This window comes from Streptomyces sp. NPDC043746, from assembly GCF_056436485.1.
Genome location: NZ_JBWKCM010000012.1, coordinates 13,309 through 33,141 on the forward strand (window position 1 = coordinate 13,309; position 19,833 = coordinate 33,141).

Consider the following 19,833-nt stretch of genomic DNA (forward strand, 5'->3'; position numbering starts at 1 on the left):
GTGGCGAGTAGCGCTGAGTAACCCTTTGGCAACGGATTGAATCTATCCGCTTCGCTTCCACCGGCAGGTCGCCACGCTGTGGTGATCATCTGATTCGGAGCGAGGGGTGCACGGGTGCGGCAGGACTGGGAGCCGGAGGACCTCATCGAGGTCTGGACGCTGCTCGAAGACGATATGAAGCGACTGCGGAACAAGTCCGGGGCGAACAGGCTGGGCTTCGCGATGCTGCTGAAGTTCTTCGAGGTGGAGGCCCGCTTCCCGGAGACCGACAGGGAAGTCCCGGCCGCCGCGGTGGGATACGTGGCCCAGCAGGTGAAGGTGCCGGCGGAGGCGTGGGCGGCATACGACTGGCAGGGCGACCGGATCAAGCGCCACCGCAAGGAGATCCGTAAAGCCTTCGGGTTCCGGGCGGGTACGGAGGAGGACCAGGAGCGGCTGGCCGAGTGGCTGACGGCCGAGCTGTGCGGGGTGGAACTGTCGCGTGACCGGCTGGCGGAGGCGGTCGTGGCCCGCTGCCGCAACGACTTCGTCGAGCCGCCGGCCCCGGCCAAGGTCCGGCGCCTGGTGGGCAAGGCGGTCCGGGACTTCGATACGCGGTTCTGCCGTACCACCGTGGACCGGCTGTCCCACGCGACCCGCTCGCGGCTGGAGGACCTGGTCGCGGGCAGCGAGGACGGCGACGAGACGGCTGAGGACCAGGCGGTGGCCGGGGGCGGGCGGTCGTTCTTCACCGAGCTCAAGGCCGACCCGGGAGCCCCGGGGCTGGAGAGCTTGTTCGCGGAGGTGGACAAGCTCCAGCGGGTGCGGAAGCTGGAGCTTCCGGCCGACCTGTTCGCGGACGTGTCGGAGAAGCAGGTGGACGCCTGGCGGGCGCGGGCGGCGAAGGAGTACCCGGCGAACCTGGAGCGGATGAAGCCGCCGATGCGCCTGACGCTGCTGGCCGCGCTGTGCCATGTGCGGCACACCGAGATCACGGACTCGCTGGTGGAGCTGTTCATCCAGCTGGTGCTGAAGATCAACACGCGGGCGGAGAAGAAGGTCGACAAGGAGCTGACGGGTGAGCTGAAGAAGGTGCGGGGCAAGGAGGCGATGATGCTGCGGGTCGCCGAGGCGGCCTTGTCCGAGCCGTCGGGCACGGTCCGCAGGGTGATCTACCCGGTGGTCGGCGGGGAGAAGACGCTCAAGGCCCTGGCGGCGGAGGCCGCGGCGAACGAGGCCAAGTACAAGGCGCGTATCCGCACCGTGCTGCGCTCCGCGTACTCGGCGCACTGGCGGCGGATGCTCACCCCGCTGTTGAAGGCGTTGACGCTCAAGTGCAACAACACCGCCTACCGGCCGGTGATGGACGCTATCGACCTGCTCCAGCGGTACCTGGAGCAGCCTTCGAAGGAGGGTGCGTTCTTCGACGCGGCGGAGGCCGTGCCGCTGGAGGGTGTGGTGCCCGATCAGTGGCGGGCGGCGGTGGTGGACGACAAGGGCCGCGTGGAACGCATCCCGTACGAGCTGTGCGTGCTGGTGTCCCTGCGCGAGGCGTTGCGGCGCCGGGAGATCTGGGTGGTGGGGGCGAACCGGTGGCGCAATCCGGAGGACGACCTGCCGCAGGATTTCGAGGACAACCGGGACGTGCACTACGACGCGATCCAAAAGCCCCAGGACCCGGCGAAGTTCATCGCGGAGTTGCAGAGGATGCACCGCGAGGCCCTGGACCGCTTCGAGGCCGCGCTGTCCAACGACACCACGGGCGGGGTGGCGATCGTCAAGAAGAACGGCGAGCCGTGGATTAAGGTCTCGCCGCGGCCCAAGCAGGAGGAGCCGGAGAACCTGGTCGCGGTGAAGGGGGAGATCGAACGGCGCTGGGGCACCATCGATCTGCTGGACATCCTGAAGTACGCGGAGTTCGACACCGACTTCATCGCCGAGTTCACCACGGTGGCCACCCGCGAGAACCTGTCCCGGGAGGTGCTCCGGAGAAGGCTGCTGCTGGTCCTTTTCGGACTGGGCACGAACATGGGGATCAAGCGGGTCGCGGTGACCGGCAAGCACGGTGAGTCGGAGGCGACGCTCCGCCGGGTGCGGCACCTGTTCGTGAACCGGGCCAACATACGCGCGGCCCTGGTGAAGCTGGTCAACGCCACCTTCGCGGCCCGCGACGAGATGTGGTGGGGCAGCGGGACGGCGTGCGCCTCCGACAGCCGCAAGTTCGGTGCGTGGTCGTCCAACTTCATGACGGAGTGGCACCAGCGGTACCGGGGCCCGGGGGTCATGATTTATTGGCATGTGGAACGAAAGTCGGTGTGCATCTACAGCCAGCTGAAGTCCTGTTCGGCGTCCGAGGTCGCCTCGATGATCGAGGGCGTGCTGCGGCACTGCACCGACATGGAGGTCGACCGGCAGTACACCGACACCCACGGCGCCTCGATCGTCGGGTTCGCGTTCGCGCACATGCTGGACTTCAAGCTGATGCCCCGGCTGAAGAACATCGGGCGGGCCCGGCTGTACCGGCCGGCGGCGGGCGAGGACAAGAACTGGCCGCACCTGGCCCCGGTGCTCTCCACCCGCACGATCGACTGGGACCTGATCACCCAGCAGTACGACCAGATCGTGAAGTACACCACCGCCCTGCGCCTCGGCACCGCCGAGGCCGAGCAGGTCCTGCGCCGCTTCACCAAGGGCGGCCCCAAGCACCCGACCTACCAGGCGATCGAGGAGCTGGGGCGCGTGGTGCGTACGGCGTTCATCTGCGACTACCTGTCGGATGCGGAGATGCGCAAGGAGATCGGCGAGGGCTTGCAGGTGGTGGAGAACTGGAACTCGGCGAACTCCGACCTGTTCTACGGCAAGGACGGCGACCTGACGGGTGCGGACAAGGAGAGCCAAGAGGTCTCGATGCTCGCCCTGCACCTTTTGCAGAGCAGTCTCGTGCATGTGAATACCTTGCTTGTACAGCAGGTTTTGGCCGACCCGAAGTGGGCGGACACGCTCACCGAGGCGGACCGGCGGGGGCTGTCGCCGCTGTTCTGGACCCACGTGAATCCGTATGGCCGGTTCGAACTGGATATGAACAGTCGTCTCGACCTGGACCTTGCGGCCACCGTGCCCGGTCCGCGCAGTCCACAAGGCGAGTCGGTCGGCGCTCCGAGCTGAGCTGGCGGCAGCCAGGGTCTGCGCCCGCTGCGCGCCCCGGACGCCCGGAGCTCGACGACGGCGGGGAGGAGTGACCTCCCCGCAAGCCGGATCGGCCCCGGCACTGCCCCACGGGCCCTTCTCGTGAGAAGTGGTGGGTTGTTAGATGCCCGGGAGGGAGCGGCCGATCTTGGCCGCGAAGTTGGAGGCCGTGGCCGCGTCGCCCTGCCACTGGTTTCCGATGCCCTCGACGGAACTGGTCAGATTGGCGAACAGTCCGCTGATCCCTGCGGCTGTGCGATCGGTCTGCGCGGGGGGCGCGGCCTGGGCCGCCGGGGCGAGCGCAAGGCCCAGGGCAGCGACGGTGAGGGTGGCAGGCAGAACTCGTCTGGTGATCATGCCTGGCCTAACGTGACACCCCGGAAGTGGTCACGGCCCGTGCGCTCCAACTCTGTTTGGCCGGTGCTCAACGCGACGGCACCGCCAATACCCTTCGGGCCTTGATCAATCTCACTGCCACCGCTGTACCGATGTTCCAGTACCGAGGCCGTGCCACCTTGCGGTGAATCTGGCGGATTCGCGTCCTGTACGTGCCCGTAGTGGCTCATGATCGGCTCATGGCTCCCACGAAACGGGGCCTACCCGTACAGGAAGCGGAGAACTGCTCATGCCCTACGAACACATTCTGGTTCCGGTGGACCTCACCGAAGAAACCGAACCGGTGATCGAGCGCGCCATGGAACTCGCCGCCGGCGGCGGTACCAAGGTCTCGTTCGTGCATGCTGTCGAGCCGATGGCCCATGCCTTCGGTGGTGCCGTGATGATGGACCCGTCGAAAATGGCGGAGCAGCAGCCCGACCAGGTCAAGAAGCGCATGGATCGTCAGTTCGACAAGTACCCGGCGGTTAGCCGTGGCGATTCGCACCTGATCTACGGCGAGCCTCGTCAAGAGATCTACCAACTGGCCAAGGAGCAGAACTGCGACCTGATCGTGGTCGGCAGCCATGGTCGGCACGGCGTGGCGCTGCTACGGGACTCTGCCACCAACGACGCCAACCATGGTGCGCCGTGCGAGGTCTTGACGGTGCAGTTGCAGGGGAGGGCCTGATCTAGTCAGCAGCACCCCCAGCCGGTAATTGGTCCCACGTCGCACCTGCCCTACTATCACAAACGGTCCTTTGCCCGAGCAAGATCAAATAGAGCCGGACGGAGGCCGCCGAGAAGCCGATCGGGTCGCAGAAGCCGTTCTCACTCGAAAGTGGCGGGAGTAGGGTTCTGCGACTTGAGTTGTGCGAAACTCCGGGCATGACGGACCCTCAAGAGCCCTCCCCGCCCGCCGAGTCGGAAGCCGATCTCGTCGAACGCCATCCGTGCCCGAAGTGCAAGGCGGCCCCCGGCTCGCCGTGCCGCTCACGCAGCGGGGCGGTCGCCAGCGCGTACCACACCGGCCGCTTCACCAAGGTGCCCAAGCTCGCGAAGGAACTGCGGGTGCAGACCCCGGCCGACCGCGGGCCCGGCCAGCCGTGGCGGCCCGGCGCCCCCGTGCCCGCGGCCGTCGACCCGGACCTGCCGAGCGCGGACATCCGCATCGGGTACGCGAGATGCTCGACGCTCGGGCAGGAACTCGATTCGCAGCTGGACGCGCTCGCCAAGCACGGCATCGAGCGGGAGAAGATCTTCAGCGAGAAGATCAGCACCCGCATCAAGGTCCGCCCCGCCTTCGAGGAGGCGCTGAAGACCGCCCGGGAGATCAAGGCGCACGCCCCGCATTGCCGGGTCCTGTTCACGGTGTACGAGATGAAGAGGCTGGGACGGGACGCGGCAGAGCTCACCGCCCTCGCGGATCATCTGACCGAGCACGGCCTGGTGCTGGAGATGCTCGCCGGGCCGCTGCCCGGCATCTACGACCCCACCGGGCCCGGCAAGCTGCTGTTCGGCTTCTTCGCCGCGATGGCGGAGACCGAGCGGGAGACCATCCGCGAGTCGACGCTCGAAGGGCTCGACGCCGCAGCCCGCAAGGGCAAGTACGGCGGCCGGCCGCCGGTCATCACCGACGACATGCTGCACACCGTGCTCCGCCGGAAAGCACTCGGCGAGTCCGTCGAGCAGATCCAGCCCGACCTCATCATCCCCACCGGCAAGCGCAAGGGACAGAGCCCGTCCGTGGCCAGCATCTACCGGGCGCTCGCCGAGCACGAGAAGGCCCAGGCGTACCCCGAGGCCGTTGAGGCGGCGCACGACGACTTCGCCGCTCTTCGGCAACGCGACCGCAGCCCCGTGTAGTTACTCGCAGTTACTCGCCACCTGGCGGCAGCTATACGAGAACTGGGCCTCGACACTCGGGTAGGTCGTCCCCTGGGGGCCGCCGACCAGGGCATCGAAGTCGGCGCGCCTGATCTCGGGCTCGAGCCACTGGTTGCCGCACCGGCAGCGGACCCAGACGTTGCGCCCGTGGTTGATGAGCAGCCAGTCGCGTCGGGCACGGCAGGCGGAGCACATCACGGGCATGCCGCCGAGAGCGAGTTCGCGTGAGTGGCCGACGCAGCGAATTGCCCCGGGGCCGTCGGCCGACCGCGTCTCGGCCTGGAGCTGCAGCAGGGGGTCGGTACCAGTGGGCAGGAGGGGTGCCGGCTCCGTGGTGCGGGTGGTGGTTCTGAGCACGAGCGTCATCTCCCGGTTGTCGGTCCTGTCTTCATCCGTAACAGCCGGTGGAACCGGCTGTCCATACATTTCGCGGCGTCCGCTCGGCCGGTCGTCTCCGTCCGGTTCGACGTGGTCAGCGACGTGGCGAGCGGCGGTTGGGGTCTTGAGCAGTTCCGAGCGGTACGGCTGCCGTCGCGTTTCGTTCACTGGTGCGGCTGCTCGGCGTAGTGGCCTGGCGGGTGGCGGCCTGCGGACGACGGGCACTGTCACCCGGGTGTGCCGGGAGCTGGGCGATGCGCCGCAGGCGCCAGACCAGGACGTCGTTCACGTCGTCGGCGCTGTCGAGTTCGCGCATGTCGATGGCCTGGCGCAGGAGGGCTTCGGAGTCATGGCCTGCCCGCTCTGCCTGGGCGAGGGTGGCGACCAAGGCGTCGGTCCTCGCTTCCGTGCCTCCTGCCTGTACGACCTTCTCGGGCAGGACTGCGCGAAGGGTGGCCTCGTGCATGAGGCGCTGGGCGTCAGGAAGGGCGCGGCCTTGGTCGTGCAGCATGCGCATCGGGGTGGCGGCGGCCTGGCGGTAGGCGGTGCGTAGGTGCGCGGCGGCTTGTCGGGAAGCGTGGGCCTGCTGGGCGTGTCCGCGGGCGGAGTGCCAGCGGGCGGCGGCGAGGGTGACGAGGACGAGGGTGGAGACGAGCATGGCGGTGGTGCCGCCGTCCTCGCCTCGGCCGAGCGCTCCGCCGGCCTGGACAATGCCTCGGGCGGCTGAGCGGAGGGCTCGGGTGTCGGCGCGTTCGGCGCGGACATGACTGCGGGTCGCCCGTTCGAAGGCGCGAGCTGCAGCGGCCAGCTCGGTGCGGGTGGTGGCCGGTGAGGTCTGGGCCACTGCGTCAAGGAGTTCTCCGACGCCGACGAGCTGGGGGGCGGCCTCGCCGTCCTCGTCGCGTTCCAGGAGCGTGGCTGAGCGCTCTGCGATGACGGTGGCGTTGCGTCGTTGACGGGCGGGCGGTGACCAGTTAGTCCGGTCAGCGCCGACCGCGGGCGCGCTCGGCTCGACGGCCCCGTAGGTGAGGCGTAGGCGGATCTTCGGAAGGGAGAGGTCGGGGGCCAGTTTGGAGCCGGGGTACCAGACCGGGGCTCCGTCGCGGTTGCGGTCGCCGGGCAGGGCCACGTTGTAGCCGAGCGCGTCACCGGACGGTGCGTGTCGCAGCTTCACCCGTACCCCCGCTTCTCGGAGCCGCGTGAAGAACTCCTCTTCCGAATCCGCTCCCGCCACGGCTCGACGAACGGCCTCGCGGAGCGTCTCGCGCGAGGTCTCCGGGCGGCCGGTGCGCTCAGCCTTGAACTTCTCGGCGCTGCTGGGATTCTTCGCTGCGGTTCCGTCGCCCGCGTTCAGGCGCCGCAGGCCCATCTCCTGCTCGATGCGGCGGCATTCGGCCTGGGCCTTGTTGAAGTCGTAGTTCAGGCGCGGGTTGCGCAGGTCGCCGCGTACGAGGGTGGCGACGACGTGGATGTGGTCTTCCGCGTGGCGGACGGCGATCCACCGGCAGCCGTCGGGATCACCGTCCGGGGCGATGCCGGTGGCGTGGACGATGCGCTGGGCGACGGCGTTCCACTCCTCGTCGTCCAGCCGCCGGTCCCCGGGGGCGGTGCGGACCGAGCAGTGCCAGACGTGCTTGGCGGGCGCGCGGTCGCCGGCCTGCTTGACCCGCAGGTCCAGGGCGGCGGTGAGCCGGGCGAGGGTGACCTTCGGGTCGGGGTCGAGGCCGGTGTCGCGGCCGGGGTCGGGCGCGAAGCCGTCCCAGGAGCCGACGAGGTGTGCGTCGGTGTGCTCCTCGCGCCGCCCGGGGCCGTACAGGTAGACGAGCAGGCCGTGGGTCCGGGAGCCGCGTCCGATGTCGGGAACCATCACAGCCGCCGGGTCACCAGGTCGTTCGCCGCGTCATCAACGCGGGCGAGAAGTCCGGTCAGCGCGCTCAGCGCGTGTTCGAGTTCACCGGCGCGCGGCTGGCCACCGCTGTTGAGGACGAAGGCGATCTGATTGATGTTGTTGCCGATGCGGGCCAGCGCGGTGCGCAGAGCGGCGAGTTCGTCGATGGCGGTGTCGAGCTGGTCGTTGCTGTGCACGGCGGCGCATCCGCGGGCGGCGCTCAGGCCGGAGACGGCGAGGAAGCGAGCGACGGTGACGCCGCGCTTGGTGGCGGCCTCGGCGATCTCGGTCTTCTCGGTGTCGGAGAGACGGGTGGTCGTCTTGCGGGTGCGCTCGCTGGGGTTGCGGGTGCGGCGGCGCGGTTTGCGGTCGGGGTAGGCGGGCGTGCTCGGGCTCGGCTGCTCGCGGTGATCGTCGCGATCGGCTTCTCCCCCGGTGACCGGCGCCCCCTGGTGCCGGTTGCCCGGCTGGTCCCCGTGCGCCCTCGCTCGGGGACCAGCCGGGCTTCCCCCGCCCTCCTGGGCGGGGGCAAGTGCGTACGTCGGGCCGTAGGACCGTCGTACGCGATAGCTTGCTCCGCCAGGAGCCGTGGTGGGGTCACGCTGCTGTCCAGCGGAGGTGGCCGCCGGGTCATTGGTGTTCACCGGCTCGTCTCCGGGTCCTGCTGCTGGATTTCGCGGACGAGTTCCTCGATCCAGTCCATGGCCAGGACGGGGTGGTGCAGGGTCCAGGGCCGGTCATGCTGCTCGCGTTGCACGATCCAGGTGGTGTCGGGGCCGGACCGGGCGCGGTGGAGGTGTCCGTACTGGTGCAGGACGGTCAGCCAGGAGTCGACTTCGGCGGGCGTGGCCGGGTGAGTACGCATCGGGTGCTCTCCGCTTCTGCTGTGGCGGGGTGTGTCGGTGACATGCGGAGTGGGTGACCGGCCGGGGTGACCGGTTCGGTCACCCACTCCGTGGAGGTTCGGTCAGGGCCGGGAGGAAGTGACCGGCTGGCGGTGCTGCTCGCGCAGCTGAGCCATCAGCGCGGTCAGGGTGTCGCTGGACAGCGGGATCTGCTGACCTCGGATCGCCTGGGCGACCACCTTGCGGGTCAGTTTGTCCTCGGCCCTGACCGCCGACCGGGCGATCGCCAACAGCTCCTCGGTGTCCGGGTCAGGCCGCCGGTCACCAGTCGGCCGAGCGGCCCGGTCAGTGACCGGCGGCGAGGTGACCGGTGCGGCACTGACCGCCGCCGGGCTGTCCTGGTCATCACCGACCGGGGCCGCACTGCTGGGGCGGTCAGTGACCGTCCGGCCCTTGTCCGTCTGTCCCGGCAGGTCAGGGGCACCGTGGCTGCGGTTGTGGTGGTCGGTGACCGACTGGTCGCTGGTCGCCGGGGTCGAGTCTCCGGTCACTGACCGGGCGGCGGTGTCCTCGTCGGTCGGGGACAGCGGCAGCCGGTCGGTCAGAGCGGTGACCGACTGACCGGACGTGACCTGACCGGCCGCTGACCGCTGCTGACCGGCTCGGTCGGTCCGGGTGACCTCGATGGCGTCGCTCCGGTCGGTCTCACCGAGGTGACCGGGCTGACCGAGGTTCTGCCGGCCAGAGCCCTCGACCGGGCCCCGGGCAATGAGGATGTAGAGGTGGACCGCTCCGGCCAGTGCGAGCGGGGCGATGGTGGAGAGCACCGCAACCACCGCGTCACTGAGTTGGAGGCCGGTGCCGGCGACCGTGTCCTGGTTGATGCGCACCGCGTGGAGTGCGTTGGCCCAGATGCTGGCGGCGGTGGCCGTGCCGAAGAGCGTCCAGACGTAGAGCCGGGCGCGCAGCGGTGCGTTGCGCAGGACCAGGAGGGCGCGGATGCCGTAGGCGATGAACCCGTCGATCACCAGGGGGAACAGGTAGGTAAGGAAGCCTCGGATGTGGATGGCCACGGCCATCTGCTGCAGGGCGTCGTACGACAGTGCGCATCCCGCGCCCCCGAGGGCCACGACAGCCGCGCGGTCCCACCCGGATATGTGCGCCGTCTTCGACGCGCTTGCGATGTTCATGCCGCCGTCCCGAAGTCGTCGCGGATCAGGCGCTCGCCGCTGGTCTCGGGGGGTGTGGTGTTCGTGGTGGGCTGGTTCAGGGTTCGGTTGCGCTCGGCCCGGCGGATCTCGCGGTACCGCTTCTTGGCGTGCTCCTCGGTGACCTTCAGAAGCCAGGCCAGGCGCTGCTCGCTCACCCCGTGGCGGTAGGCCGCGTACTCGACCGCGCGGCGCTCCGTATGGGTGAGGTGCACGTCGCGTCCGGCGATGGTGGCATTGACGCGGCTGTAGTCGAGGCGGCTGGCGAGCTTGTCGTGCAGCGGCCCGCGCTCCTCTTCCGTCAGGCCGCCACGGATCCCGTCGGTGTCACCCCCTTCCAGAGCGGCGTCCAGGCAGGTGCGGCGGACCGGGCACTGGCCGCACAGGGCCTTGGCCGTGGCGATCTTGGCGGTCTCGTCGGGTTCGGGGAAGAAGACTTCGGGGTCCACCGGGTTGTACTCGGTGCTCTGGCAGACGGCGTCGGCCTGCCAGGTCTGGTCGCCGAGCTGACGGTGCTGGGCGGGGCCGTTCATCGTGCTGGTCATGCGGGGTGCTCCGATCGCTCTCCGCGCGCAGAGGCGTCGGCGGAGAGGTGCGCTGGCGGTAGGTGCCCGGGGGGACGGCGCTGCGAGGGCGCGGTCCGGCGGGGTGGCCTGTGGAGGGTCAGGCGGCGGCGCTGTGGCGTCTGCGGTCGACGGCCTCGAACTCGACTCGGGTGGTCATCTGCGCGAGCCTGCTGGCGACTCGGTCCCCGAGGTAGGAACGCAGGTCCTTGATCGCCAGGTTGGTCGTGATCAGCGTGGGGAGTTCGTAGTTGTACCGTCGGTTGATCAGCCGGTACGTGATCTCCTCGACCCACTCGCTCGCCTTGGCCGCGCCGAGGTCGTCGATGATCAGCAGCGGGCAGCGGCTGACGGCCGCCAGCTCCCGCTCGCTGTCCACCCCGGGCCGGGGGCGGAGATCGGCGTAGAGGTCGGCGGCGGTGGTCGCGCGCCAGCGCGCGCCGACCCCGCTCTGCACCAGCGCTCGGAGCGCGCCGTACGCCTGGTGCGTCTTGCCCGCGCCGACGACCCCGGCCATCAGCAAGCTAGGGCCGGTGGTGACCTGTCGTCGGGCTCCTCGGCTGGGGGCGACGGCCGCGTCGGTGACCTTCCGGACCCACTCCAGGACCGTGGGGTGGTCGGCGACAGCCGCTTGATAGCGCGGGGGCATCCCGGCGAGCAGAGCGTCCAGCGGTGAGAAGGGCTCGGCGTCGTCCGGCAGCGCGGCGTCCACCGGGTCAATGTTGCGGGCGGCCAGGATCCGGGCCATGCGCTCCAGCGTGGCTTCGTTGCCGAGGAGCTGGGGTTCGCGGTGACGGGTGTGCATCACAGCTCCTCGGCGTAGGCGGCAGAAGCGTTGGCCGGGTTGGTCCACGCCTGGTGGGCGGGCACGTTAGGCCGGATTCCCGGCCGCGCCAAACCGCCGGGGCGAGCGTTCATCGCCTCGTTGACCATGCTGGTCAGCACGCTCGGGTGCTTGGGGTTGGCCGTGAAGTTCGCCAGCCCGGCTCGGATGTGCGCCGGTGCGATGCCCTCGTCCAGGAGCTTCTTGATGATCCGGCCGAGTTGCCCGATCACGTCGCTCGGGGGGCGCTGGTCGCACCCGGCGACGTACTCCCCGACGAGGTCCTTGGCGGAGATGCCGGCTGCGGGCGCTGTGCGCCCCGTAGGGACAAGAGATCCAGGATCCAAGATCCTAGATCCAGGCGCCGAGCCTTCGGGGAGGCTTCGGGGAAGGTTCGGGGAGCCGCCAGATGCAACCCTCTGACCTGCACTTTTAACTCCGGTCCGCCCGGGTGCGCTGCTGGCTCCATCGGCGGCGTCCTGCCGGTCGGCGCTTGGCCCGTCTGCCTGTTCCGACACCGTCGAGGAGGGTGCGGCGGGCAGATCGAGGGCTCGGGGTGCCCTCGCCGAGGTCTCAGCGAGTCCTCGGGAAGTGGTGGGCAAGCCGTTCCCCCGCCGGGAGCAGGAGCCCTTGCAGGGGGCGCACCGGTCGGCAGCCTGGTGCTGCGGGCACGAGGGCAGGCGCGACTGGCTCGGCTTGTCGATCTTCTGATGCTCGGACCAGGTCACGATGTGGAGGTAGAGGCGGCCGTCGCATCCGGTGTATCGGCAGATCAGTCCGGCATTCGCGAGCTGGTGGAGGTCGTCTTCGACGTGGACCGAGGTGTGCTCGGCGCGCAGGGGCCAGAGAAGCCCCGCGATGATCGCGGCGTTGTCCCGGTGGCGGCCATGGTCGTCGGCCTGGGTGAGCAGGCCGAAGAAGGTCCGCTCGGCCGCCACGGTCACTTCGGCGAGCGACTCGGACGTGAACGCCTCCGGCTTGACGGTTCGGATCCGGGCCATCTCAGCGGCCCCGCTCGGCGGCGATCAAGTCGCTGCGGGTGAGGGTGGCGTCGGCGAGGCGGAAGGTGTGCGGGCGGGTCCAGTCTTCGTCCGGCCAGACCCTCAGGATCCAGCGGGCGGCGACCCTGGATGTCGTCCGGCCCAGCTCCATCGACCGACCAGCCTTGTCCTGCACGATCGTGTGCGGGTGGGGCCACACCTGCGTCGGCTCGGTGAGGCTGACCCGGATAGTGGCTGCGCCCGGGATCATGTCGGCGAGTTGGGCGGCGAGGCGGTGTCGGCGGCTGGCGTCCGGGCAGGTCGGGGTTCCGCTCGGCATGGCAGGCATGCGATACTCCGTGGTTTGTAGGAGCGCGGTGCGGTGGTTCTCGTGCAAAAGCCCCGCCGCCCGCGAGATGTGAATCGGCGCCCTTCGGGGTGCCGGCCCGGCGCTTGGGAGCTGGTAACTCCCGGGCGCCGGTTCTTCGTTGCTTCATCGCGTTACGGGCCGTTGGCGTGCATCCCCCGCCTCCTCCCTGACCCGTGTTCGGTCGGCAGCCCCTCTTGCCGGGCACGCCGAAGGAGGTGATCTCCTCCTCAGTCTCACGCCCTCGGCAGGCACGCAGCCTGGCCGGGAGGGATGCACGGCACCCCGTTTTTCGGTAGTCTGAAGCTATCCCGGTTCGCGCGAAAGGTCAACGAGCCGATAGTTCTTCGACTCGTACGAAAAAGAGGTCTCGATGCCAGCTCGCCGCTTCGACAGAACAGTGGTGCGCGCCGTACGACGGGCTGCCGAGATCTCGCAGGCTGGAGTGGGCGCTGCCGTCAGGGCTGCGGAGTCGACCGTGGCCGGGTGGGAGGCGGGCTCAAGCGTCCCGGACCAGGAGAAGCTGCCGGGCATCGCGCGTGTACTCGGGAAACCACTGGATGAGCTGTTCCCCCGTGAAGGCTCACCCGACCTGACGGACTTGCGATGCGACGTGGGCCTCTACCGGTACGAGGTGGCGAAGTTCATCGGCACGAAGAGCGATGGCCCGGTGGCTGCGGCCGAGAGCGGCGTGCGGCGGCTCAAGCCGAAGTACATGCCGAAGCTGGCAGCGGCGTACGGCGTATCAGAGAAGGCGCTGGAGCAAGCTCAGGATCGCTCATTCGGAAACGTCGTCGAAGAGGACGGGGACGAGAGCGTCGCTGCCGCCGAGGCCGAGGAGCATCCCCGTGCTCTCGGGGAGAAGATCAGCTTCCTGCTGGAGCACTCCTACCCGGCGGGCGCAGCTCCAGGGGACGGAGAAATTGCGCAGGCGGTGAACCGGCATGCAGGGTCAGAGGTTGTCACGGCCAATGAGGTCGAGGCACTCCGAACAGGTGCCGGCGACGTCGACAGCCCGGCCCCCGTCGTCCTGGAGGGCCTTGCCGAGTTCTTCGGCGTCGAGCGCATGTACTTCGAGCCGGACGAGGCCGTCGCTCGTCAGGTGTACCAAGGGCTACGTGTGTTGCTCGCATCCCGGAACCGGAAGATCGGACGGGTTCGGGCTCGTGGTCTCGGCCCGGAGGGTCTGTCGCCCGAGGTTCTCTCGCTCCTGACGGACCTGGCGACCGAGTTCGAGAAAGAGGTCAGCTCCAAGGACGACGGGTAAGGCCCTGCCTCCGGGGCTCAGGAGGTCCCGGGAGAACAGGGCTCGGTCAGCCCTGATTACTGAGCTGGTGCGTTCGGCTCGTGTCGCCGGCCGGAGGCGAATACGGCCTTGATGTCCTTGAGGGCGTCGAGATCCGAGAGCGGGTCCCCCTCGACAACGATGAGATCCGCGCGGTAGCCCGGAGCGATGCGGCCGGTTGTGGAGCCGAGCCCGAGGGCCGTGGCTGCTGCGGTCGTCGCCATGTTGATGATCTCGGCGTTCGCCAGGCCGAGGTGGGCGTAGAACGAGAGGGCCGGTACCAGGCCGTTGAAGGTGGCACGCTGCACTCCGGCGTCCGTGCCGGCGATCAGCTTCACACCCGCGTCTGCCATCTGGCGTACCAGGTCGAACATCCCGGCTGCGCGCTCTTCGCCGAAGATCGCGGGGAGCATCCGCCAGTGGGGGCTTACCGCTGGGCAGACGGTGATGCCACGGTCGATGATCTGCTGCACCACGTCCCGACGGAAGTCGAGGCCGTCGCCGGTCATCCACGTGCAGTGTTCGATGGTGTCCACTCCGGCCTCCACGGCTGCGGCGATGCCGCCGGCTCCGTGCGCGTGGGCTGCGACGGGGACGCCTGCCGCGTGAGCCTCATCCACGAGAAGTCGCAGTTCCGCTGCGGAGAACTGGGATTCGTGACTTGCGGGGCCGCCCCGGGTGAGGCCGCCGCCAGTGACCATGCACTTGATGACCTCAGCGCCTCGTTCGAGGTTGATGCGGATGAGGGAGCGGATCTCGGCTTCGCCCGAGACCTCACCGCCGAGGAAGTGGCAGTGCCCGCCAGGGGTAGTCAGGGGCGTGCCTGCGGAGACGATCCTCGGGCCCGGCGTGCGCTGATCGGCGATCTCAGCATCTAGGCGAAGTGCCAGTCCGTTCCGGTCTCCGAGGTCACGGGCCGTGGTGACGCCGCTGAGCAGCAGTTCCTCCGCGCGGCGGCGCATGTCCGCGAGCAGGGCCTCATCCGTCGAGTCCTGGAGAGCGGACACCGGGTCGGGGCTCCCGTCGAAAACGAGGTGTACGTGAGCGTCGATCAACCCGGGCAGAAGGGTGCCGTCGAACACCGACCGCGGCACGTCGGCGGCGGCCTGCTCCTCGATCTCCTTGCGCGGCCCCACAGCCGTGATCGAGTCGCCCTCGACCAGGACAGCGCCGTCGTCCAGATACGTGCCCGTGCCGACGAGCACACGTCCTCCGCTAATCAGCATGGTGTCTCCTTGATCATGAGAGGGGTCGCGCGGTTTGCCACCAGTGCGTCGGACACCGCAATCAGTTGTTTCACATCCGCCGCTCGATCGCTTCCCAGGGCCATGGCGAGGGGGGCCGCCCGGCGGGGTGCGGGGCCTCCATCCTTGATCCGGGCAGAAGCGCGCCGAAGCCGGGATGCCAGCTCATCCGAGTCGACGTCGGGCGCTGCGATGCCGGTGTCGTCTACCAGGAGGTACGGGCTGATGGCGACCAGGCCGTCTCGGATCTCCACGATGCGGCGGTGGTAACGCCGGTGGACTCCCCGAGCACGTCGTCGGTCGTGGGCGGACGAGGACGCTGGCGGCAGCACATTGTCGGGGAACGCCTCAGCCAACAGGACCCAGAGGGCGGCGAGGCGGAGGTAATCACGTCGGTGCTGGAGCCAGAGCTTCGAAGAGGATATTCGGGCGCGGGCCCCCGAGTAGGTGATGCCAGCCGTGAACAGAAGTATGGATGCGACCAACAGGAACGCGACGGCAGCCATCAGACGCTGGGGTACGTCGATATCCGCCCAGCGGACGGCCACGATGACAGCCCTGATCGCGCAGGCAACGGCCATTGCGCCCAGGCCAACGGCCGCCATCCACAGTCCCGTTGCATGGGGGCGCCGGGACATTCGGGCGTAGGTGCCGGTCCACCGGGCGGCGAGGCCCAGGACGTACGTCAGGTAGCACCCGGCTCCGCCGTAGAAGACAGCGATTTGCGGAACCGTCATGTCCGCGGTGCTGAAACTGCCGGCGAAGACCTCGTGCGGCACCGACACGGCAGCCAGGGTGATGACCACCACGACGGCCACGACGGCGACCGCCTCCTTGTTCGCCCTGCGACGGCTCGCTTCCTCATCAGCCGCAGAGTAGAGGTAGAAGCACATCAGGAAGTACATCGCGACGATCAGCAGCACGTTCTGGACCAACTTCGCCGCCCCGTGCCCCGCAACCGTGTCGACGCCGGTCGCGCCTCCCGGCATAGCGATGGGATAGGAAAGCGTGGCGCAGAGGAGGCAGAGGGTCACCGATCGCAAAGGCGCGTCATGGGGGGTTCGCCACAGCTTGTAGAGCTTCCAGGCAAGGGCACCCACGAGCCCCAGGAGTAGCAGTTCCACGGGTTACAGCCATCCTCGCCGGTCTCCGAGGGCCGACTGCACACGCCGCAGAGACGGGTCCTCCGAGAGGGGAGTCGCGTCGTCCAGCACTGACGCCCACTCCAGGATGATCGTCGCCGCGAGTTCGACGGAGCACTCCTCGCCGTCGTCGTACGTGCACCTGCGTGCGACGCGCTTGATCGTCTCGGGATTGAAGACCGGCAGCATGGCGGCCCAGCCCTCCACCAAGACGGCCGACTCCTCGTCGGCGTCGAGCGCGGAGGTCTGCCCCGTCGCTTCGGCCGGCGCCTGCTCGGCGTCCTCGGCCTCCGCCACGAGGATGTGCCCTATCTCGTGGAGCTTGATGTGATCTTGATGCAGACGCGTCGTCTCCTGCTGGTACAAGATCACGTCATAGTCGTCGTACTCGACCCACATCCCCGTCGGCCCAGGCTTCGGCAGCGGCGCCTCCCGCAGGTAGAGGGGCCGCCCGCGCCGACGGCTGAGCGCCGAGCACAGCTCCTTCACCTCCAGCGGGGGATGAACACCGAGGTCTTGCAGCTCCCGACGGAGGAAGCGATGCAGATCCTTTTCCACCGCCCGACGGCGGCCCAGTCCTTTTCGGGACTCCCCGCCCTGGGTCGAGCCCATGGGCTCAGTGCGAAGAATCTTCCCAGACCACATGACAAATCCCTTCTACCGGTTAGCGCCCCCCGAGCTAGGCGCGACCGCGCCGCTGACTCTCGGTTCCCTCCGCTCTGGCCCGGCGCGCGGAGTTGCCCTTCAGCTGACTCCAGCGCGACACTGCCGCAGCCCAACAGGGGCCTGGGCCACATCGAGGTCCATGTGTCGCTATAGCGAATGAGCAACGCCTTCACCACTCGCCTCGCCGAGCCTTCGGGAACTTCTTGGACAGTACGCGAAAGGTTAGACAGAGATTGACCGAAAACTCAGCAGCGGTCGGTTCAGCCGAAGCGCTCCCACTTCCTCACAAACTGCGCAAAACGCCTATCTGGGCGCGTCGCTCAAGGCTCTGACATGCGATTTCATCAATCGCCGCGATGGCCACATTCCTGAGCGCCGGACGGCGAGGCCGTTGTCAATCCGAGATACGTCACAGCAAAACCCGACATGCGGTCGGTTACAAATGGCGCAAATGCACCACACGATCACGCACGGACAGCACCGCCATCAGACATAAGGTGTGAATGGCGCTGACCGCTCGGACTGACGCGATCCAGCCAGTTCCTTGACCTCGATGGAGGATCCGGTTGGACGCGTCAGTCGATCCGCCGCACCACCTCTCCGTGTCGCGGTAAAGACCCCTCGCTTGACCTGTTACCAGGCGCAAACTTCGCCGAGCGAAGAAGACCGGACCATGCGGCCGGGGGCGATGGTGGATGGTGCCGCCGAGCCTCGGCCGAGGAGGGGCGGAGGGTTTCGCTGCCGGACCCGCGCGTCTCCGCCCCAGACCCTCAGCTGGGGCGGAGACGGGCGTCCGGCCCGTCGATCCGGGGTGTTCAAGCCCGCATCAACCGGGGCGCGGGCGACGCGACGTTTCCTCAGTCCGCGGTCCTGCGTGACCGTGCAGCACGCGGACGCTGCGTCCCGGGAAACCCGGCTTGATCCGCTGTACGGCCTGCATCGGCAGGGGCGTACGGCGGGGTTCAGAATGTCAAGTGCCGGCCAAGGTCCGGGTGTAGCCGGTGAGCAGGCCGGCGAAGACGCTGCTGTCGACGGTCACGACGGGGATGTGGTGGTCAGACACGCCGAGGGGGACCTCGTGCACCTCGAAGCCGGTCACGGCGGGGAGGAGACCGGTGGTGACATAGACGCGGTCGATCCGGCTGTCGGGGCCGTGGGTCGGGGAGGCGTTGACCGTGCGGGCCAGTGCGGCAGGATTGCCCTTTTCGGCCCAGTGGCGGGCGACGTCTTCGAGGCCCGCAGTGCGCAGCGTGTGGTCGGGCTCGGTGTCAGGGACCCGGACACCATCGAGGCCTGGGCCTCGGCGCGAGCGGTGGAGACGGTGAGGCCGGTCATGGATGGCGGCGAGGTCGGGCAGAGGCAGGTCGCCCGCCGTACCCGGCGCCGGGTAACTGTTGCCGTCGCCGCCGATGATGGCCGGCAGCACGAGGCGGCTGCCGTCAGGAGCCTGCCAGCCCTTGTCGGCCCAAGTCGTCGTCCACTCGGCCTCCAGCTGGCGCTGCTCGGCGCTGGCGTAGGCGAAATGAAAGCTGACCACGTTGAAGGGCGACGCGTCGGGTCCGGCCTCCGGGGAGCTCAGAGTGATCGCGGTAGGCGGAAGCACGAAGTGCGGGCTTCGATCGCCCGACCAGTCGCGTACGAGGTTGAGACGCCGGGGGTTGAAGAGGATGGCGGTGCACGCCCCGGGGCCGAGGACACCCTGCATGTCCAGCTCGCGGCACTGCTCGTTGAAGATCGTGTGTCCGCGCTCGTCGGCACGGAACATCTCCTGCCGGAGAACGATGTCCGGCTGGAGACGGCGCAGTGTCTCGGCGGCGGCCCGCCGAATCTCCGGATCACCCGCTCCGTTTCTCTCCAGGTTCCAGCAGACGAACCTCAGCTTTGCCATCGAATGCCTTTCAGACGGTGTACGGAATGGGTCCGGTAGGAGGTGAGCTGTTACGCCGCTGCGGTAAGGCCGTTCCGGCTGGGACGTTCGGAATCTCCGGCCAAGAGCTGTGCCAGCGCCTGGGTGATGCCAAGGTCTGGCAGTTCGTTCTCCAGCCACCGGTATTGGCCGGCCGGGTTGAGGTCGACGAAGTACCACCTGCCGTGGCTGTCCACGAGGAGGTCGCTGGCCGCGTAGGGGAGTCCGTAGCACTGCACCAAGGCGATCAGGGCGTCCGCGACCGGGGAGGGGAGGGTATTCGGCGTGGAGGTCAGGGACTCGGGAGTGGCTCGCCAGTCCGTCCGGCCCACCGTGGTGTGCGCATCGATCCGGACCGCGATAGTCCGGGTGCCGATGGCGTGGGCGCGCACGGCGTAGTCGGTGACGACGCGGTGCTGGAAGTGGGTGATACCGGTCGCGACGGCGTCCAGGTCGCTGTCCACCACCAGCGTCGTGTAGAGCGGGCGGACGCGATGGTCGTCCTCCGTGATCTGCGGGACGGTGAGCGTCTTGGTGACGATGCCGTCCGGGGCGCCGAGGTTGAACCGGCGAGCGCCGGACGGGAGACTCCCGATCCACGTGGGCGGTACGGTCAGCCCGGCCCGTTCAGCGGCAGCGACCACACCAACCTTGATCTGTGCCCGGCGGATGTCCGACGGGCGGTTGACGTGGAGGCAGTCCAGAGTGCCGAGCACCCCGGCCAATCCGGCAAGCGCCTCCTGGGAGGCCCACTGCATCTGCGCCTGGGTCATGCCGTCGCCCCAGACCCGTGGGGGCGTCGGGTGGCACCAGAACACGGACCATACGTCGCGCAGTTTAGTGACCCGGGACCTGACGGTGAGCGATCCTTGCCACTGGCCGGCGTCGCACCGCGCGCTCACGCTGACCGTGCGGCCCAGATCGGCGAGGTCGAAGCGGACGGTGCGGACACCGAGGCCCTGGAGGGCCAAGGTGACCGCGTCCCCGGTATCGGAGTTCCGGGCGGTGATGACCAGGACGGTGTTGCCGTCGGTCTGAATCGAGCTCACGTAACCCCTCCCGTAATGCACCTAGTTGATGGTCGAAGATGGCAACGAACCGTTCAGCGGGC

At 68.7% G+C, this 19,833-nt stretch carries 19 protein-coding genes; 4 read left to right on the top strand and 15 right to left on the bottom strand.

The features are described 5' to 3' along the window. Positions 1–114 precede the first annotated feature (114 nt). The gene (locus AC0682_RS15230) at positions 115–3,144 is read left to right on the top strand and encodes a Tn3 family transposase (RefSeq protein WP_478533236.1); all 3,030 of its coding nucleotides are present in this window, start codon (positions 115–117) and stop codon (positions 3,142–3,144) included. Positions 3,145–3,285: 141 nt separating this feature from the next. On the opposite strand, the gene AC0682_RS15235 is transcribed toward AC0682_RS15230, so the two are convergent. Further along, the gene (locus AC0682_RS15235; protein WP_478533237.1) at positions 3,286–3,522 is read right to left on the bottom strand and encodes a WXG100 family type VII secretion target; all 237 of its coding nucleotides are present in this window, start codon (positions 3,520–3,522) and stop codon (positions 3,286–3,288) included. A 268-nt stretch (positions 3,523–3,790) separates the two neighbouring features. Here AC0682_RS15235 and AC0682_RS15240 point away from each other — a divergent pair, with 268 nt between their 5' ends. Together AC0682_RS15240 and AC0682_RS15245 are read left to right on the top strand one after the other, a co-directional pair. Continuing rightward, entirely contained in the window at positions 3,791–4,231 is a 441-nt protein-coding gene (locus tag AC0682_RS15240; RefSeq protein WP_478533238.1) for a universal stress protein, read from the top strand. Between the two features lie 197 nt (positions 4,232–4,428). Beyond that, entirely contained in the window at positions 4,429–5,406 is a 978-nt protein-coding gene (locus AC0682_RS15245) for a recombinase family protein (protein WP_478533239.1), read from the top strand. Here the strand turns inward: AC0682_RS15245 and AC0682_RS15250 are convergent, their stop codons facing one another. The 9 genes from AC0682_RS15250 to AC0682_RS15290 form a co-directional block, all read right to left on the bottom strand. Beyond that, positions 5,407–5,793, bottom strand: coding sequence for a hypothetical protein (locus AC0682_RS15250; RefSeq protein ID WP_478533240.1), 387 nt, complete (start codon positions 5,791–5,793; stop codon positions 5,407–5,409). 106 nt (positions 5,794–5,899) lie between these two features. Continuing rightward, on the bottom strand, positions 5,900–7,672 hold the full coding sequence (locus AC0682_RS15255; protein WP_478533241.1) for a relaxase/mobilization nuclease domain-containing protein: 1,773 nt from the start codon (positions 7,670–7,672) through the stop codon (positions 5,900–5,902). After that, positions 7,672–8,337 (bottom strand): MobC family plasmid mobilization relaxosome protein, encoded by a 666-nt coding sequence (locus tag AC0682_RS15260; RefSeq protein ID WP_478533242.1) that lies wholly within the window; start codon positions 8,335–8,337, stop codon positions 7,672–7,674. The genes AC0682_RS15255 and AC0682_RS15260 overlap by 1 nt, the downstream gene beginning before the upstream one ends. Then, positions 8,334–8,558, bottom strand: a complete 225-nt coding sequence (locus AC0682_RS15265; protein WP_478533243.1) for a hypothetical protein — start codon at positions 8,556–8,558, stop codon at positions 8,334–8,336. The genes AC0682_RS15260 and AC0682_RS15265 overlap by 4 nt, the downstream gene beginning before the upstream one ends. A 102-nt stretch (positions 8,559–8,660) precedes the next feature. Beyond that, complete coding sequence (locus tag AC0682_RS15270) at positions 8,661–9,728, bottom strand: DUF2637 domain-containing protein (protein WP_478533244.1); 1,068 nt, start codon at positions 9,726–9,728, stop codon at positions 8,661–8,663. Continuing rightward, positions 9,725–10,291, bottom strand: a complete 567-nt coding sequence (locus AC0682_RS15275; RefSeq protein ID WP_109180474.1) for a WhiB family transcriptional regulator — start codon at positions 10,289–10,291, stop codon at positions 9,725–9,727. The genes AC0682_RS15270 and AC0682_RS15275 overlap by 4 nt, the downstream gene beginning before the upstream one ends. A gap of 118 nt (positions 10,292–10,409) precedes the next feature. Further along, positions 10,410–11,114, bottom strand: coding sequence for an ATP-binding protein (locus AC0682_RS15280; RefSeq protein ID WP_478533245.1), 705 nt, complete (start codon positions 11,112–11,114; stop codon positions 10,410–10,412). Further along, positions 11,114–12,133, bottom strand: a complete 1,020-nt coding sequence (locus AC0682_RS15285) for a hypothetical protein (RefSeq protein WP_478533247.1) — start codon at positions 12,131–12,133, stop codon at positions 11,114–11,116. Before AC0682_RS15285 ends, AC0682_RS15280 begins: the two co-directional genes overlap by 1 nt. Before the next feature lies 1 nt (position 12,134). Further along, complete coding sequence (locus tag AC0682_RS15290; RefSeq protein ID WP_478533248.1) at positions 12,135–12,461, bottom strand: transcriptional regulator; 327 nt, start codon at positions 12,459–12,461, stop codon at positions 12,135–12,137. A 391-nt stretch (positions 12,462–12,852) separates the two neighbouring features. Between AC0682_RS15290 and AC0682_RS15295 the strand changes: the two genes are divergently transcribed. Beyond that, positions 12,853–13,746 carry a helix-turn-helix domain-containing protein gene (locus AC0682_RS15295; protein WP_478533249.1) on the top strand — a complete coding sequence of 298 codons (894 nt, stop codon included), beginning with the start codon at positions 12,853–12,855 and terminating at the stop codon, positions 13,744–13,746. Positions 13,747–13,802: 56 nt separating this feature from the next. Here the strand turns inward: AC0682_RS15295 and AC0682_RS15300 are convergent, their stop codons facing one another. The 5 genes from AC0682_RS15300 to AC0682_RS15320 form a co-directional block, all read right to left on the bottom strand. Beyond that, a complete protein-coding gene (locus tag AC0682_RS15300) occupies positions 13,803–14,990 on the bottom strand; it encodes an amidohydrolase family protein (RefSeq protein ID WP_478533250.1) in 1,188 nt (395 codons plus the stop codon). Then, a complete protein-coding gene (locus tag AC0682_RS15305) occupies positions 14,984–16,132 on the bottom strand; it encodes an MAB_1171c family putative transporter (protein WP_478533252.1) in 1,149 nt (382 codons plus the stop codon). The genes AC0682_RS15300 and AC0682_RS15305 overlap by 7 nt, the downstream gene beginning before the upstream one ends. Before the next feature lie 3 nt (positions 16,133–16,135). Then, positions 16,136–16,762 (bottom strand): hypothetical protein, encoded by a 627-nt coding sequence (locus tag AC0682_RS15310; protein ID WP_478533253.1) that lies wholly within the window; start codon positions 16,760–16,762, stop codon positions 16,136–16,138. A 1,024-nt stretch (positions 16,763–17,786) separates the two neighbouring features. Next, a complete protein-coding gene (locus AC0682_RS15315) occupies positions 17,787–18,704 on the bottom strand; it encodes an exonuclease/endonuclease/phosphatase family protein (protein WP_478533254.1) in 918 nt (305 codons plus the stop codon). Positions 18,705–18,754: 50 nt separating this feature from the next. Next, positions 18,755–19,771, bottom strand: coding sequence for an MvdC/MvdD family ATP grasp protein (locus AC0682_RS15320; protein WP_478533255.1), 1,017 nt, complete (start codon positions 19,769–19,771; stop codon positions 18,755–18,757). Positions 19,772–19,833: the final 62 nt, after the last annotated feature.